This is a genomic window from Streptomyces sp. NPDC022910, assembly GCF_055561075.1.
Window position 1 is genome coordinate 73876 of sequence record NZ_JBVHHL010000022.1, and the last position, 16097, is coordinate 89972.

10 protein-coding genes and 1 pseudogene are annotated in these 16097 nt (G+C 69.6%); 6 read left to right on the forward strand and 5 right to left on the reverse strand.

What is annotated here, in order from left to right; all coding sequences use genetic code 11:
* Positions 1-3: 3 nt before the first annotated feature.
* The gene (locus ACZ3TS_RS21770; protein WP_467620224.1) at positions 4-2163 is read right to left on the reverse strand and encodes an alpha-galactosidase; all 2160 of its coding nucleotides are present in this window, start codon (positions 2161-2163) and stop codon (positions 4-6) included.
* Between the two features lie 181 nt (positions 2164-2344).
* On the opposite strand from ACZ3TS_RS21770, the gene ACZ3TS_RS21775 reads away from it, so the two are divergent.
* From ACZ3TS_RS21775 to ACZ3TS_RS21790, 4 genes are all read left to right on the forward strand, one after another.
* Entirely contained in the window at positions 2345-3526 is a 1182-nt protein-coding gene (locus tag ACZ3TS_RS21775) for an ROK family protein (RefSeq protein WP_467620226.1), read from the forward strand.
* A 424-nt stretch (positions 3527-3950) separates the two neighbouring features.
* Positions 3951-5828, forward strand: coding sequence for an alpha-galactosidase D (locus tag ACZ3TS_RS21780; protein ID WP_467620229.1), 1878 nt, complete (start codon positions 3951-3953; stop codon positions 5826-5828).
* Positions 5829-6019: 191 nt separating this feature from the next.
* Positions 6020-8437, forward strand: coding sequence for a glycosyl hydrolase family 95 catalytic domain-containing protein (locus ACZ3TS_RS21785; protein ID WP_467620231.1), 2418 nt, complete (start codon positions 6020-6022; stop codon positions 8435-8437).
* Positions 8438-8821: 384 nt separating this feature from the next.
* Positions 8822-10105, forward strand: a complete 1284-nt coding sequence (locus tag ACZ3TS_RS21790; protein ID WP_467620232.1) for an SGNH/GDSL hydrolase family protein — start codon at positions 8822-8824, stop codon at positions 10103-10105.
* Here the strand turns inward: ACZ3TS_RS21790 and ACZ3TS_RS21795 are convergent.
* Together ACZ3TS_RS21795 and ACZ3TS_RS21800 are read right to left on the reverse strand one after the other, a co-directional pair.
* Positions 10085-10339, reverse strand: a complete 255-nt coding sequence (locus ACZ3TS_RS21795) for a hypothetical protein (RefSeq protein ID WP_467620234.1) — start codon at positions 10337-10339, stop codon at positions 10085-10087. The genes ACZ3TS_RS21790 and ACZ3TS_RS21795 overlap by 21 nt on opposite strands.
* Positions 10336-11067, reverse strand: a pseudogene (locus ACZ3TS_RS21800) (FAD-dependent monooxygenase); the annotation flags it as partial. The gene ACZ3TS_RS21795 and the pseudogene ACZ3TS_RS21800, both read right to left, overlap by 4 nt.
* Between ACZ3TS_RS21800 and ACZ3TS_RS21805 the strand changes: the two are divergent.
* A complete protein-coding gene (locus tag ACZ3TS_RS21805; protein WP_467620236.1) occupies positions 11002-11718 on the forward strand; it encodes an alpha/beta hydrolase in 717 nt (238 codons plus the stop codon). The pseudogene ACZ3TS_RS21800 and the gene ACZ3TS_RS21805 overlap by 66 nt on opposite strands.
* A gap of 331 nt (positions 11719-12049) precedes the next feature.
* Positions 12050-12484, forward strand: a complete 435-nt coding sequence (locus ACZ3TS_RS21810) for a VOC family protein (protein ID WP_467620238.1) — start codon at positions 12050-12052, stop codon at positions 12482-12484.
* Between the two features lie 221 nt (positions 12485-12705).
* Here the strand turns inward: ACZ3TS_RS21810 and ACZ3TS_RS21815 are convergent, their stop codons facing one another.
* Entirely contained in the window at positions 12706-13095 is a 390-nt protein-coding gene (locus ACZ3TS_RS21815) for an MFS transporter (protein ID WP_467620239.1), read from the reverse strand.
* Between the two features lie 68 nt (positions 13096-13163).
* Positions 13164-16097 (reverse strand): hypothetical protein, encoded by a 2934-nt coding sequence (locus ACZ3TS_RS21820; RefSeq protein ID WP_467620241.1) that lies wholly within the window; start codon positions 16095-16097, stop codon positions 13164-13166.

Below are 16097 nucleotides of genomic sequence, written 5' to 3' on the forward strand. Positions count from 1 at the left end.
CACTCATGACGCCGATCGGCCGGTGCCGTCAGCCGCCTCGTCGTCCAGCCTGATCAGGTGCAGGGATGTGCTCGACCAGTCACCGGCGGGCAGCTCGGGCCTGATCCCGTACCCGGTCAGTACGGACGCGTGATGCACGGCGCCGGTAGCGGCGTCCCGGTAGCGCGCGGCGTGATCCAGGCCGGCGAGCCTGAGGGCGGGACGCGGCGTGCCGTGGCGGGGTGCCCGCTGCCACACGAGCACGAAGACCTCCCGGCGGTCCGTGGTGGTGTACTGGACTGCGGTCGGCCCGTCGTCGACGGGACCGCGCAGCCGGTGCTGCGTGCCGTGCTGCACGATGTGACGGACCTTCTTGTACTCCGCCACCAGGTCTGCGCCTTGGGCGAATTCCTCGGGTGTCCAGCGTGCGAGGTCGCCGCCCACCGCCAGGACCCCCGCCATCGCGACGTGGAAGCGGTAACGCAGCGGCACCGAGCGGCCGGTGAGCTGGTTGGGCACATCCGTCACCCAGGCCGCCATCACCCGTGCCGGGTAGATCTGGCTGAAGCCCTGCTGGATGGAGACCCGGTCAGCCGCGTCGGTGTTGTCGGACGGCCATGCCTGGTCCGTACGGGAGAGGATGCCCAGGTCGACGCGGCCGCCGCCGCCGCTGCACGTCTCGATCCGCAGCCCGGGGTGGTCCGCCCGCAGCCGGTCGATGACGTCGTAGAGGTTGTGCACGTACCGCGTCCACAGTAGGTCCTGGCCGTCCTCGCGGGTGGGCCAGCCGGCCTCGCTGAAGGCGCGGTTCATGTCCCACTTGAGGAAGTCGATTCCGTTGTCCGCGACCAAGCGGGTCAACCATCCGTACGCCCACTCGGCGACGTCGTCACGAGCGAAGTTGAGGACCAGCTGGTTGCGCAGTTCGGTGCGGGCGCGGTGCGGGAGGTGCAACACCCAGTCCGGGTGCGCACGGTAGTGGTCGCTGTCCGGGTTGACCATCTCGGGCTCCACCCAGAGGCCGAAGCTCATGCCGAGCCGGTGGACCTCCTCGACCAGCGGACCCAGCCCCTGGGGGAACCGCTCGGAGTCCGGTGCCCAGTCGCCGAGTCCGGCAGTGTCGTCGCGGCGGCCTCGGAACCAGCCGTCGTCGACGACGTAGAGTTCCACCCCCAGCTTCGCCGCCTGGGCCGCAAGCGCCTTCTGACTGGCCTCGTCGACATCGAAGCCGGTGGCCTCCCAGGAGTTGAACAGCACGGGGCGCGTCTCGTCCGGGTGCGGGAGCACATGGGCCAGGACGTACGCGTGCCAGGAGCGGCTGGCCGCGCCGAAGCCGCGGTCGGTGTACATGGCCGCGAAGCGCGGGGTCGCGTACTCCTCGCCCGGGCTGAGTGGCAGTGCCGCCCCGTCATGCCCTGCCCCGCCCGTGAAGGCCGTACGTCCGTCGGGTGTGCGCTGCACGGTGAGGTGCCAGCTACCGCTCCAGGCCAGAGCCGCGCTCCACACCTCGCCCCGGTCCTCGGTGGCATCGCCGGCGTCCAGCATCAGCCACGGGTTCGCGTGGTGGCTGGTGATGCCACGCCGGCTGGTGAGCACGATCTCGCCGTGTGGGACCGGCTCCCGGTGCAGCAGGCCCTCCCCCGACCACTGGCCCGTGACATGGCTGATCCGGTAGTCGTCGCGCAGCGGCAGCGTCCAGGCGGCGGAGTCCGCGCGCAGCACAGCAATCGGTTGCTGTCCGGTGTTGCGCAGCACGGTCCAGCGCTCGATGACATCCGTGTCGTCGTGGACGCGGTAGTGGAGGGTGACCGCCAGCGGGTAGTGGCGGTCGTGGAACTCAAGGGCGAGTTCCGTTGTTCCAGGCACCGGCTCGCTGATCCGGTGGCCCAGCGGCTCCCACTCGAAGGCACGGGTGCCGTCGGCGAACCGCACCCTGAGGGACGGCGATCCGTACCGGGCCCCACCGTCGACCGGCAACTCCTCGCCGGCCGGAGAGCGGCCCTCGAAGCTGCTGATCTCCCCGGCCCGGGGAGGCACGAGTTGGCCGGCCGCCGCAAGGGGCAGCCGAGGTCCCCAGGCGAGGTGGCAGGGTGCTCCCGTGTCGTCGATCCGCATCGCGTACGTCGTGCACGCAGTGGAGAGCAGCCAGACACCGGAGACCGGGTCGAAGGAGATCGCAGACATTGATCCTCACGTTCAGGGAGTGCCGCACAGGAGCAGTGCGCAGCCAACCCTGCCTCGGATCACGTGTCAACGCCCGGTCACCGTCTCTGTTTTCCAGGCTGACCCTGGTCAACTCGCATGCTTCAAAAGGAGCCTGTTTTTTTCATTGACAGCGAAAAAGAACGACCCTAGGTTTCCGGCCATGCGCTCGACCCCCTCCCCTGAGGCGGCCCCGGCGATGACGCCGGCCGCTTCCCTGGTCTTCACCACCCTGCTCTCCCACGGCCCGCTCACCCGGGCCGAGACGGCGCGGCGGACCAGGCTCTCCCCGGCCGCCATCACCAAGGCGGTTCGGCCGCTGATGGAGCTCGGCTATCTGGTCGAGGGTGTGGACGAAGGCGCGCGACCCGCTGTCGGACGTCCGGCCAGCCTGGTGTGGGTGGACGCGGGGAGGGCGCTGTTCATCGGGATCAAGGTGACAGGCGACGAGATCATCGCCGTGCTGGCCGATCTCTGCTGCCGCATCCGGATCCCCCGGCACGTACGGCTCACCGGCCGCGAGCCGGAGACAGTTCTCCCCGCCATCACCGCGCTGGTGCAGGAACTGCTCACGGAGGCCGACGGATTCGGTGTGCCGGTGCGGGGGCTGGGCATCGCGATCTCGGGGGACGTGGACCGGGCGAACGGTGTGGTCCGCTACTCGCCCTTCCTGGAGTGGCGTGACGTACCCCTCGCCGAGATCGTGGGGACCGCGACGGGACTGCCGGTCACGGTCGACAACGACGTGCGGGCGCTCACGGTCGCCGAGCATTGGTTCGGGGCCGGAGTCGGGCTCTCGGACTTCGCCCTGGTGACCGTGGGCGCCGGCATCGGCTGTGGCCTGGTGGTGCACGGACGGGTGGTGTCGGGCGCGCACGGCGTGGCCGGCGAGATCGGACATCTGTCCCTCGACCCGTTCGGCCCGCTCTGCCACTGCGGCAACCGGGGGTGCGTGGAGGCGATCGCGGCGGACCCCGCGATACTCCGCGGAGTGCGCGAGGCCACGGGCAAGCACGTGACCGCTGCAGACGAGGCGCTGGACCTGGCCCACAGAGGAGACCCGGGTGTCCGAGAAGTCTACGCACGGGCCGGTGAAGCCATCGGCAAGGCCATCGGCTCCCTGGTGAACCTCCTCGGACCCGAGCGGGTGATCATCTCCGGGGAGGGCTTGGCCGCCTACGACCTGTTCGCCGAGGGCATCCGGGACGCGTTCGCCGCGTCGGCCTTCGGTACCGCTTCGCATTGCGACGTGATGACACGTCCCCTGCCCTTCGAGGAGTGGGCGCGCGGGGCCGCGGCCACCGCGATCCAGTCCTTCATCGGATCAGACACGTACGAGGAGTAGCCATGACGCTGCAGAGCCGCAGCCCTCAGACCGCCTCAGGACCCAGCCGCACAGCCGTGCTCCAGGAGCTGTTCGGCGCCGGGGATCGAGACGGGTGACCACCGTCCGTTCACCTCCGCACAGGCCCATCTCCAGAGCGCGTACGCGTACTTCACCGACACCGACCTCATCGCGGCAGGTGGTCTCATGACCGCGATTGCCACGCTGCTGGTGTACTTCGCGCTGCCGCGACAGTTCATCAGCGGGCTCACCATCGGCTCGGGCAAGGGCTGAGCCGCGACCCGACGCACCGGCGGTCGGTTGCCCGACCACTTCCCCCGGCGTCCTGCCCGGAACAACGCCGTCCTCTGCCCGGAACAACGCCCGTCCCCCACCGGGTACAACCGCGCGATCCCGCACACCCCACCAACAGGAGGCCCGACCCATGCGGTCATCCTCGTACAGAGCCCTGCGCGGAGCCCTCTCCGGCTCCCCGCGCCGTACCCTCAGAGCCGTGCTGGTCCTGGCCGTCACGGCCGGACTCGCCACAGCGGTCCCGGTCGCGGCCACGCAGGCCACGGCTGCCCCCTCCAACTCCACGACCGCGGCCGTCACCTCGGCCGCGACCACCGCGGACGCCACCTCAGGCATGGCGGCCAAGCCGTACATGGGCTGGTCCAGCTGGAGCATGCAGTCCTCCAAATACCCGGGCCTGAACCCGGACGGCAACTACAGCTACCTCACCGAGGCGAACGTCCTGAAGCAGACGGACGCGCTCGCCGCCACGCTGAAGAAGTACGGCTACACCTACGTCAACATCGACGCCGGTTGGTGGATGGACTACAACTGGACGCCCGAGTACGACCAGTACGGGCGGCAGACGCCCGACCCGGTCCGATTTCCGGGCGGCATGAAGTCGGTCGCCGACCACATCCACTCCAAGGGCCTCAAGGCCGGCATCTACCTGCCCGTCGGCCTGGAGAAGGGAGCCTACGGCGACGGCAAGGTGCCGATCTGGAACGCCCCCGGCTGCACCACCGCGGACGTCGTCTACCCGGACCTGCGCACCACCAACGGCTGGGACAGCGCCTACAAGCTGAACTTCGACAACCCCTGTGCGCAGAAGTACATCGACTCGCAGGCGCAGATGTTCGCCGACTGGGGCTACGACTTCCTGAAGTTGGACGGGGTGGGTCCGGGCTCGTTCAAGTCCGGTGACAACTACAACAACGTCGCGGACGTCGCCGCCTGGCACAAGGCCATCGCCGCCACCGGGCGCCCGATCCATCTGGAGCTCTCCTGGTCGCTCGACATCTCTCACGCCGCCGACTGGAAGAAGTACTCCAACGGCTGGCGCATCGACACCGACGTCGAGTGCTACTGCGACACCCTGGTCACCTGGGAGAACTCGGTCAACGACCGGTGGAACGACGCGCCCGCGTGGAGCAGCAAGGCAGGCCCGGGCGGTTGGAACGACCTCGACGCGATCGACGTCGGCAACGGGGCGATGGACGGCCTCACCAACGCCGAGCGCCAGAGCTACATGACCCTGTGGGCCATCAACAAATCGCCGCTGTTCACCGGTGACGACCTCACCAAGCTGGACAGCTACGGTCTCTCCCTGCTGACCAACCAGGAAGTCATCGCCGTCGACCAGAACAACTCGCCCGTCGCACGTCCCGTCACCCCCATGGGCGACCAGCAGGTCTGGGGAACCAAGAACTCCGACGGCAGTTACACCGTCGCCCTGTTCAACCTCGGCAACTCGTCGGCCTCCGTCACCGCCGACTGGGCATCCTTCGGGTTCACCGGCGCGGCCTCCGTACGCGACCTGTGGAACCACCACGACCTCGGGACGTACAAGAACAAGATCACCGCGACATTGCCCGCACACGGCTCACGGCTGTTCACCGTCAAGCCCGGCGGCGCCCCGCTGGCAACCACCGGCTACGAGGCCGAGTCCGCGGACAACACCCTGACCGGCAACGCCTCCGTCGCCGCATGCGACTCCTGCTCCGGCGGCAAGAAGGTCGGCAACCTCTACCTCGACAGCAAGCTGCAGTTCAACGACATCACGGTGAAGAAGGCCGGAATCTACACCGTCAACGTCGCCTACGTCAGCGGCGACCCCCGCTCGGTGACCGTCTACTCCAACAGCGGCAACGGCACCAGCCTCAAGTTCCCCTCCACCGGCGACTGGAGCACGGTCGAAACCGTCAGCGTCCAGTTGGCCCTCAAGGCGGGCTCCAACACCATCACGTTCGACAGCGGCTGGGACTACTCACCCGACATCGACCGGATCGACGTACCCAACTCCGCCTGATCAGTCCCGCGGGGCCCGGGAGTGACACGACCGGGCCCCGCACCCGGGGACCGTCCCCGCCCCAATTACGGTCCCGCAGCGTACGCAGCGGCCGGGTGTGCCCACGCCCGCCGTATTCGCCTCACACAACGCCCGACGGCCCGCATCCGTCGTTCCCGCATGCGCCGTTCCCCGGACATGGAGTGCACAACGTGGACACCCAGCACACCGAATCGCGCGACAACCACCCGAGCCGCAGGGGCTTCCTCGCTCTCGCCGCCACCGCCGGCGCGGCCGCCGCCCTCGGCGGTCTGCCCGCCTTCACCGCCTCGGCGGCCCCCGTCCGCCCCACCGACTCTCCCCTGCTGTCCGCGGCCGCCGCCGTGAAGAACCAGCTCTGGTGGCAGGCTCCCGGCTCCTCCAACTCGATGATCCAGCAAGGTCTGCCGGTCGGGAACGGGCGCCTCGGAGCGCTCGCGAGCAACGATCCCGCCGGCGAACTCCTGATGATCACCGACGCCACCCTGTGGACCGGTGACCTCAACGACACCCTGGACGCCGAGGGCCAGTTCCCCTACGAGCGTGAGCACTTCGGCTCCCTCACCCTGCTGGCCAAGCTCACCGTCGACATCCCCGGGCACGACCTGGGCTCCGTCAACAACTACCGTCGCTCCCTCGACCTGGCCCAGGGCCTCGTCAGCGCGTCGTACGACCTGTCCGGCATCACCTACCAGCGGCAGATCTTCGCCAGCCGCCCGGACGACGTCATCGTCCTGTACTTCTCCCAGCTGGGCAGCGGCACCTACACCGGTACCGTCTCCCTCGCGGGCACCCACGGCGAGTCCACCACCGCCGGCAGTGCCGGGCGCTACGCCTCGTTCGGCGCCTCCTTCGCCAACGGGCTGAAGTACGGCGCCGCCGTCACGGCCTACAGCAGCGCCGGCACGGTCGCCGTCAACGGTACGTCGATCTCCTTCAGCGGCTGCAAGGACCTCACCGTCGTCGTCAGCGGCGGCACCAACTACGCGCCCGACGCGGCTGCCAACTTCCGCGACCCGTCTGTGGACCCGGAGCGCCTCGCGCGGACCAAGGTCCTGAACGCGGCCGGCCACTCAGCGAGCACGCTGCTGCACACCCATGTCGCCGACTTCCGCCCGGTGTTCGAGCAGTTGGACATCAACCTCGGCACGTCGTCCGCCGCACAGCGCAAGCTGGACACCTGGCAACGGGTGCAGGCCCGCTACCGGGACAACGTCCCCGACCCGGAACTCGAGGCGGCCTACCTGCAGTTCGGCCGCTACTTGATGATCTCCGGGTCGCGGGGCAGCCTGCCGATGGGCCTGCAGGGCCCATGGCTGGACGGCAACGACCCGGACTGGATGGGCGACTACCACACCGACGTCAACATCCAGATGAACTACTGGATGGCCGACCGCGCTGGCCTGTCCGACTGCTTCGACGCCTTCACGGACTACTGCCTTGCGCAGCTGCCTTCCTGGACGGACGTCACCCAGCGGCTGTTCAACAGCCCGACCAACAGGTACCGCAACTCCAGCGGCAAAATCGCCGGTTGGACCGTGGCCATCTCCACCAACCCCTACGGCGGAGGAGGCTGGTGGTGGCATCCGGCTGGCAACGCCTGGCTCTGCCAGAACCTGTTCGAGCACTACGAGTACACGCAGGATCGCGCCTACCTCGAAAAGATCTACCCCCTCATCAAGGGCGCCGTGGAGTTCTGGGAGGCACGCCTCATCACCACGAGCGTGACCGACGCCTCGGGAGCCTCGCGCCAGGTCCTGATCGCCGACAGTGACTGGTCGCCCGAGCAGGGTCCGCTCGACGCCAAGGGCATCACCTACGCCCAGGAACTGGTGTGGAACCTCTTCGGCAACTACCACACCACAACTCAGGTACTCGGCAAGGACACCTCCTACAGCGCGACCATCGACGGTCTGCGTCAGCGCCTGTACCTGCCCGTGGTCAGCCCCACGACCGGCTGGCTGGAGGAGTGGATGTCGCCCGACAACCTCGGCGAGACCACACACCGGCACCTCTCCCCGCTCATCGGCCTCTTCCCCGGCGACCGGATCCGCCCGGACGACTCCACGCCCAAGGACATCCTCGCCGGCGCGACGGCCCTGCTGACTGCCCGCGGTATGAACAGCTTCGGCTGGGCCAACGCCTGGCGCAGCCTGTGCTGGGCCCGGCTGAAGAACGCGGAGAAGGCCTACCAACTCGTCGTCAACAACCTGAAGCCGTCGGTGAACGGCAGCAACGGCAGCGCGGCGAACCTCTTCGACATCATGGACATGGGTGGGGGCCGCGGCATCTTCCAGATCGACGCGAACTTCGGCACCCCCTCCGCGATCATCGAGATGCTGGTCTACTCGCGCCCGGGCCACGTCGAGTTGCTGCCCGCGCTGCCCGCCGCGTGGGCGGAATCCGGCTCGGTGTCCGGCGTCGGCGTCCGCGGCGGCTTCGTCGCCGACCTCAGCTGGAAGAACGGCAAGGTCACCCAGGTGACGCTGAAGAGCGTCGGCGGTCGCGACACGACCGTCGTCGCCGGCAGCGCCTCGCGCAAGATCAGCCTCACCCCCGGTAAGTCCGTCACGCTGGGCAACCTCGGATGAGGCCGGCTCGGCACCCGTGACCGGACGGCCCGTTCGGCCCGCGTAACGAGGCCCTGTGGGCAGGGCACCGCCGCGCTGGTCGTGGCGGTCAGGACCAGCCCCTGACCGCCACGTCGGTGGCGTATGTCCGGCCGCCGAAGAAGCCCCACCTTGTGACGTGTCATTCGACTGACCGTCCTCCTGTCCGGAATACCGTCTGTGACCTGAATCCGGACCGGGTCGAACTTCCCCGCCGAGATGGGGATTCATGGTGTCCGCAGCATGCTGCGCGTCTTCGCCGGGTGGACATGGGATGACGCCGCCTCATACGCCCCCGCAGCACCTCAGCCCGGAGCCGGCGAGCCCAGCCCGCCGCGGACGACGAGAAGAGTGGAGAGATTGACGATGTCCCCCAAGAAGGAAAGCCTCGCGGCGGGTTGCCGACCGCGTCGCAGGTCCTTGCTGTCCGTGGTCGGCGCGCTGACCGGTATGGCCCTGGCGGTCGTTCCGCTGAGCACGGCGAACGTGGCAAGCGCCGCCACGTCTTCGACGGCCGGCAAGGGCACCCGGGTCAGTGCCTGGTCACCCAGCATGACGACCGGCGGCCCGTCTTTCACCAACCAGACCATCCGGATGGTGGTGCACAGCAGCGTCGCGGGTTCGGGCGCACGGATCACCCTGTCCAACCGGTACAGCACCACCCCGCTCGACATCAGCGCCGTGGACGTGGCCGTCCAGGCCGGCGGTGGAGAGGCGACGCGCGGCACCACCCGGAACGTCACCTTCGGCAACTCCGTCCACGTCACGGTCCCCGCCGGCGAAGAGGCGGTCAGCGACGTCATCCCGATCTCGGTCAGCGCCGGGGAGAACCTGCTCGTCAGCCTCTACGTGCCCGGCACGACGGGCACGTCGACCTGGCACTCCGACGCATTCGACACGACCTACATCGCCTCCGGCAATCACACTGGTGACGACAGTGCCGCCGCGTTCGGCACCACTACGACCTCGTGGTACTACCTGGCAGGGCTGGACGTCGTGTCGCCGACCGCGAAGGGCACCGTCGTCGCCTTCGGCGACTCCATCACCGACGGCTACCACTCCTCCACGGGCACCTACACCCGGTGGCCGGACTTCCTCGGACGTCGGCTGGGCACCGAACCGGGCCCGCAGAGGCTGAGCGTCGTCGACGCCGGCATCGGCGGCAACCGCGTCCTCACCGACGTCCCCAACCTGTGGCAGGGGGTCAGCGCCCTCAAGCGCTTCGGGCACGACGCCCTCGGCCAGCCAGGCGTCAAGGACGTGATCCTCTTCGAAGGCATCAACGACATCGGCAACAACGCCGGCCCCGACGGCCGGCCGCTGAGCGCCCAGGACCTCATCAACGGCTACCGCACCCTGATCGACGAGGCACATGCCGCCCACGTCAACATCATCGGCGCAACCCTGATGCCCGACGAGGGCAACGGGTACTACACGCCCGCCGCCGAGACGATCCGCCAAAGTGTCAACCAGTGGATCCGCACGAGCGGTGCCTTCGACGGCGTCATCGACTTCGACCAGACCATGCGCGACCCCGCAAACCCCGCGGCCCTCGCCCCGGCCTACGACTCGGGCGACCACATCCATCCCAACGACGCGGGCATGAAGGCAATGGCCGACGCGATCGACCTACGGCTCCTGCACACCTGACGCACGCAGGAACGGGTCTCCTCCGAGGTGGCGCCCACGAGTTCGGAAGGGCTCGCGGGCGCCACCGTTCCGTTTCCAGTACTGGAAGCACGCGAAGTCAGGAGTGTCCTGTCCGATCCGGCGCATGTCGGTCAGCGCGGTGGCGGCGAGATCGTCGGGCCGTACCCCGGCCAGAGCTCCGTTGAACCGGCCGAACGGGGTGCGGGCCGCGGCGTAGAGGTAGGCATCGCTCACAGCGTGCCGCTCCCCGTCACCGTCAGGGGTTCGTCCGCCGCGTCCTCGACGACCGCCGAGGACAGCGGGATCGGCGTGAACATGGGGGGCTCCTCGTCCGGCGTCAGCGCGGTCGGGCCGTACACCCAGTCGGTGAAGGAGTAGTCATGGGTGTCCCGCGCCCGCATGATCGCGTTGCGCCGGTGCCGGGCCTCACCGTCGAGGTGCCACAGCTCGCCCCAGGCGCGGGCCGTGGTCTGCACCCGGTCGCAGTGCTCCACCCGTACCGCCTCGTACGCCGTCAGCGCGGCGTCCCAGTCCGGTCGGGTGCCCGCCGGAGCGGCCTCGGCCAGCCGGGCGTAGTGCCGGGCGAGCACCCAGCCGTCCTCGATCGCCATGATCGCGCCCTGCGCCATGTACTGGAGCGGCGGGTGCGCGGCGTCGCCGAGCAGGGCGATCCGCCCGTGCACCCAGGTCTCGACGGGGTCGCGGTCGAGCATCTGCCATCAGCGTTCCCGCCACATCAGCGGTATGCCCTTGCGCACGGTGTCGCAGGTGGCCTCGAAGGCCGCGTCCAGCTCGTCGGGAGTGCCCCACTCGGCCTGGCCGGCCAGGGCCTTGGGCGACTCGAACACGGCGACCTGGTTGAACATGTCGCCGCCCCGCAGGGCGTACTGGACGAAGTGGCAGCGGGGGCCGACGTAGACGGTGACGTCCTTCTCCGCGATGCCGTTGTCCCGGACCTGCTCGAGATTCTCCGGCGCAAGGGGTACGCCGTCCGCGCCATCGCCAACCCACTGGAAGGCCTGACCAGCGACTCGCGCACGGTCGCCTCCTTCCTGCGGAGCATCCCCGGGCCCGTCGTCCTGGTGGGCCATTCCTACGGCGGCTCAGTGATCACTAATGCCGCCGCTGAGAGCGGGAACGTGAAGGCACTCGTCTACGTCGACGCCGCTGCTCCTGCCGTCGGGGAGACCACCGGCTCTCTGAGCGGTTTAACATCCGCCCTGAAAGCGCCAGCCAACACGTTGTTCGACTCGGTGCCCTACGCGAACGCTCCGGCTGGAGCCAGCAATCTCTATCTCAAGAAGGACATCTTCCTCAAGAACTTCGCCAACAGCCTGCCGGTGCAACAGGCCACAGATCTCTGGGCCTCGCAACGCGCCGCCTCGAGCGCCGCATTCGACACCCCCTCCAAGTACGCAGCGTGGAAGACCATTCCCTCCTGGTACTTCATCAGCAGCGGAGACCAGATCATCACCCCCGTGTCCGAGATGAAGATGGCCCGGCGCGCAGGCTCGAAGGTCACCGAGTTCCAAGGTGGCTCGCACCTCACCCTCATCTCCAACCCGGATCCGGTCGCCAAGGTCATCGAATCGGCCATCAACGCCGTGAAGTGAGAGTTCGAGCAGCGGGATGTGACCGAACCGCCCCAGCAGGACTCCTGGAGAAGGTCGTTGAGCTCTCTCGGGCCGGTACCCCACCTGCCCGCGCCGGACGTCGCAGCAACTTGTTGCCGAAGTACAGCGGTGCCGATCGCCCGGGCCTTCGCCCCCGACCGGCCCACCCCACATCACCATAAGCTTGAGCGCTCCGAGAGGCATGCCGGCCTCGGGGCGCAGATCGTGGAAGGCGACGTCCTCGACCTCAACTCCCTGGCGGAGGCGACGAAGGGGATCGACGCCCTGTACTTCACCTACCCGATCCTTCCCGGCCTGCTATGGTGCGCCGATGTCATCGATCAAGCAGTTCCAAGTCACCTTCGACTGCGCAGAACCTGAACGCGTCGCTCGTTTTTGGTGCGAGGTGTTGGGGTACGTCGTACCGCCGCCGCCGGAGGGGTTTGCTACTTGGGGCGATTTCGACCGCACGCTGCCGCCTGAGGATCGGGGTTCATGGTTCGCATGCATTGATCCCTCAGGTGTGGGCCCGCGACTGTTCTTTCAGCGCGTTCCCGAAGGCAAGGTCGTCAAGAATCGGCTGCATCTGGACGTGCGGGTCGGCACCGGGCTCGTGGGTGAAGAGCGCCTGGCCACGCTTGAGGCCGAATGCGCACGACTGGTCGCGCTCGGCGCGGTACGCGTGCGACTACTGCTTGCCGATGAGGACAACGAGTCGTGCCTCGTGATGCAGGACATCGAGGGCAACGAGTTCTGTCTCGACTGAGCATCCTCCGAGACGGCGAGGTGGGGAGCCGTCTCCCTTGGGCCTCACTGAACAGCCCGCGCCGACGCGTGGCTTACGTGCAGTCAATGGTCGCCGAACTGCGAAGTATTGCCGCGGATCAAGGATTTTTTCTACGGCGCCCTGCGCTTGAGCTGCACATCGGGGGGCGAACGCCTCTACCGGGAGGCAACACACGTATGGGAAGCAGTTCTGCCATGCCGTCACGCCGGTGCCACCGCCGGGCCACGGCCACCGCACTCGTCACTGTCTCGCTCGCCCTCGCGGGCACCGCGCTCCCGGTCGCGTCGGCCGCCTCCGCGCCACGCGTGGTTGCCCTTCTCCAGCAGACCGAACACGACCAGGAGCAGGCCGAGGGTGACCAGGACGGCTCCGAGGACGTCAGGCCGACCGCGCTTGGCGATCCAGCGCCAGGAGGCGAGGTCGGTCAGGATCCCTGAGAGTACGACGCCCAGGGCCACGCCGACTCCGGCGAGGCCGCTCCAGATGGCCATCGCCCGCGCCCTTTCCTGCGGCCGGATGAACAGCAGCGTCACCAGGGACAGCGCCGCCGGGCTGACGAGTGCCGCGCCGATGCCCTGCACGAAGCCCACACATGTCCAAGGATGGCGGCGCCCCCGGTGCCGGGGCAGGCTGCCACCCCGGCACCGCCCCCGACGCATCACCCCTCGTCGCGCAGCCGGGCCGCCAGGGAGGTCAGCGGCTCGGTCTCCTCGGTGTGGCCCAGGGCGGTGAGGCGGGAGACCGCCCCGTCGAGGCGGGTGAGGGCTGGGGCGGGGCGTTCCAGGTAGATGCCCTCCACGGCACCCGCGAGACGGACGCACTCGGCCCACTCACCGGCGTGGTCCACGTCGGGTCCCGGTTCGCAGAGCAGGGTGAGGGCCTTGTCCAGGGCCGCCAGGGCGGGCTCGTACGCACGGGCGTAGGCGTTGACCCGTCCGTGTTCGTAGGCCAGGGCACTGTCCAGGGAGCGGCCACGGGCCTCGTACCCCGCAGCGCGGGCCTCGTCGGCGATCCTGCCCGCGTCGGCGAGGAAGGCGAGGGCGTCGGCCAGGCCCTCGGAACCCTGCTGCTGGGCCTGGAGGCGGGCGAGTTCGCGCAGGCAGCTGCTGAGCTGCTCGTAGCGCGGGGCCCGGACGTGGGCGGCGAGGGCCTGGTTCGCGGCCTCGCGGGCCCGGCCGAACTCGCCGGACTCGGCGAGGAGCACGGCAGTCTCCGCGGCGATCATGGCGTGGCTCCCGGGGTCGTCGTCCCAGCCGGCCGACTCGGCCGCGAGGGCGGCGAACTCCGCCGTGGCGGCCTTGAGGTCCTCCCCCGCGTGCAGCGCGCGGGCGCGGGTCAGGCGCAGCTGGGCGACGAGCCGGTCGTCCAGCTCTCCGGCGGCGACGTCCGGTTCGGCCAGGACGGAGTCGAGCAGAGCGATGCAGTCCTCGACGCGACCCACGTCGAGGCTGAGCTGGGCCGCGTTGCTGTAGGTGCAGAACGCGTCCGTCCGGCTGCCGTGACGCAGTTCCAGCTCCGCGGAGCGCGTCAGGTGCCGCAGTGCCTCGTCGGGGCGGCCCATGTGCATGCAGGCCTGGGCCAGATCACCATGGAGGCGGGCGGTGTCGACCGTGTCGGACGGCCAGTCGGCGGCCAGTCGCAGGCTCTCGGTCAGGTCCGCGTGCGCGGCCTGCGCGTCCTGGAGGCCCAGCTGGATCCGGCCGCGCAGTCCGAGTGTGCGCGGCAGGTGCCAGGCGGGGCCGTGCGCCTTCAGCCGGTCGAGGAGGGCGTCGATCTCCGTGACCGCAGCAGGCAGATCGCCGGAGAGGGCGTACGTACTGGCCCGCAGCATGCGGGCGCCGGAGACCTGTCCGGCGATGTCGTGCCGGGTGGCGAAGGCGAGCAGCAGGTCCACCTCGGCGAAGACCGGCGCGACGTGCTCCTCGTTCCTCGACGTCTGCAGACGCAGGCCGAGCGCGGTCGCCCGCAGCCGTAGCATACGGGCCTCCAGGTACGGGGCGAGGCCGAGCGTCTCCTCGTGCAAACGGACGAGGGCCGCGTGGGCGGCGGTCAGCGCGGCGGCCTTCGCCTCGGCTCCGTCGGCACGCTCCGCGGGGATCTCGCCTGCGGGGAGCAGGGCGCAGGCGCGGGCGAGCGCCGCGTGCCCCGGCGCTCCGGCCTCGTCGTACAGGCGCGCGGCCTCCTCGTGCAGGGCGGCGGCTTCGTCGAACTCGTCCTTCTCGCCCGCCCGGCTCGCCTCGTCGGCCAGCAGGTCCGCGCGCAGCTGTACGAGCGGTCCCACGGCCGGGTCGTCGGGGTGGGCGTAGTCGGGGGCGGCGACGAGCGTGCGCAGCCGTGCCCAGCAGACCGCTGCGTCCGGATGCCCCTGTTCGTCCAACGCCCGTGCCCGGACGATGAGTTCGGGCAGCGACTCGGGAACGGCGGCGGCCGTGCGGGCGGCAGGCGCGGCAGCCGGGGCGGCTGGGGCCACGTCGTCGAGGCCGCGGGTGCGCAGGGTCAGTTCCAGTGCGTCCAGGAGGGGGGCACGATCGAGGCGGGCCCTGCGCCGGTCGGTGTGGGCCGTGGTTCCGTTGCGGGCGTCGAAGCGGGCGGCGAGGTCGTCGGCGCGGCCACGCACCTCGGCCCGCAGGCCGGCCACCGTCCAGATGCGGCCCGCGTATCCGGCGGCGGGCAGTTCGCCGTGGCCGAGGAATTCGACGCGCTGCAGGAGGACTTCCACGCCGGTGAGGAAGCTGAGCAGGTCCAGCGGCGAGTCGACGTCGTCGAACAGGCTCCGGTTTTCGGCGAGCAGCTCCAGGCCGCGTGCCTCGTTGCCGGTCAGCGCGCAGAACTCCAGGTGCCGGCCGACCTCTCCGGACATCGAGGGATTGCGGCGGCAGCCGCGGTAACCGGCCAGGTGCAGCTCGCGGGCCCGGTCGCTGCGGCCGGTGCGCAGCAGGGGAAGCAGCGCGTACGAGACGGAGCGGGCGGGCTCCTCCTGGCAGGATTCCTTCCCCTCAAGGACGGGCTCCCAGGTGCGCAGCGCCCGCTCGTCGTCGCCCGCCGCGAGGTGGTACAGAGCGCGCTCGCAGATCTCACAGGCCTCGCAGTCACTGAGCCTGGTGCGGGTACGGCCCGCCCACAGCTCGTAGGCGAGGGTGGTGCCCTCGCCGACGTGGGCGGCGAGCTGGTACGCCTGTCCGTAGTAGGGCTGGAGGCCGAGGCCGGCCTTCTCGTACCGGTCGCGCATCTCCGTCAACCACTGGCGCAGGCTGGCCAGCGGTATCTCGGGCAGCGCGCGCAGGGCGTTGGCCACCCACTTGAACCGCCAGAACAGCATGTGGCGCAGGCGCTCGTCGAAGACGTCGGGCTGCTCGTCGAAGAGGGTGAGCAGGCGAGCGAAGACGACGGGCGACTTCCGCGGTTCGGAGCCGTAGGTGTACGCCTCCTGGAGTTCGAGGAGCGCGTGGACGAGCGGGATCGGCTCCGCGAACTGCTCGGCGGCGTCCACCAGTTCCTCGGCCGTGACGGTGCGGGTACGGCCGTAGGGGCGCCGGTCGTTCTCCTGGAGCGCCTGGTACAGCTCGTCAGTGGTCTGGGGTGCGGTCGGCAT

Excerpts from the sequence above, each read along its gene's own strand:
- ACZ3TS_RS21770 (WP_467620224.1), bottom strand. The coding sequence starts at position 2,163 with ATGTCTGCGATCTCCTTCGACCCGGTCTCCGGTGTCTGGCTGCTCTCC.
- ACZ3TS_RS21810 (WP_467620238.1), top strand. The coding sequence starts at position 12,050 with ATGTCATCGATCAAGCAGTTCCAAGTCACCTTCGACTGCGCAGAACCT.
- ACZ3TS_RS21780 (WP_467620229.1), top strand. The coding sequence starts at position 3,951 with ATGCGGTCATCCTCGTACAGAGCCCTGCGCGGAGCCCTCTCCGGCTCC.
- ACZ3TS_RS21820 (WP_467620241.1), bottom strand. The coding sequence starts at position 16,097 with ATGCCGACCGCACCCCAGACCACTGACGAGCTGTACCAGGCGCTCCAG.
- ACZ3TS_RS21775 (WP_467620226.1), top strand. The coding sequence starts at position 2,345 with ATGCGCTCGACCCCCTCCCCTGAGGCGGCCCCGGCGATGACGCCGGCC.
- ACZ3TS_RS21790 (WP_467620232.1), top strand. The coding sequence starts at position 8,822 with ATGTCCCCCAAGAAGGAAAGCCTCGCGGCGGGTTGCCGACCGCGTCGC.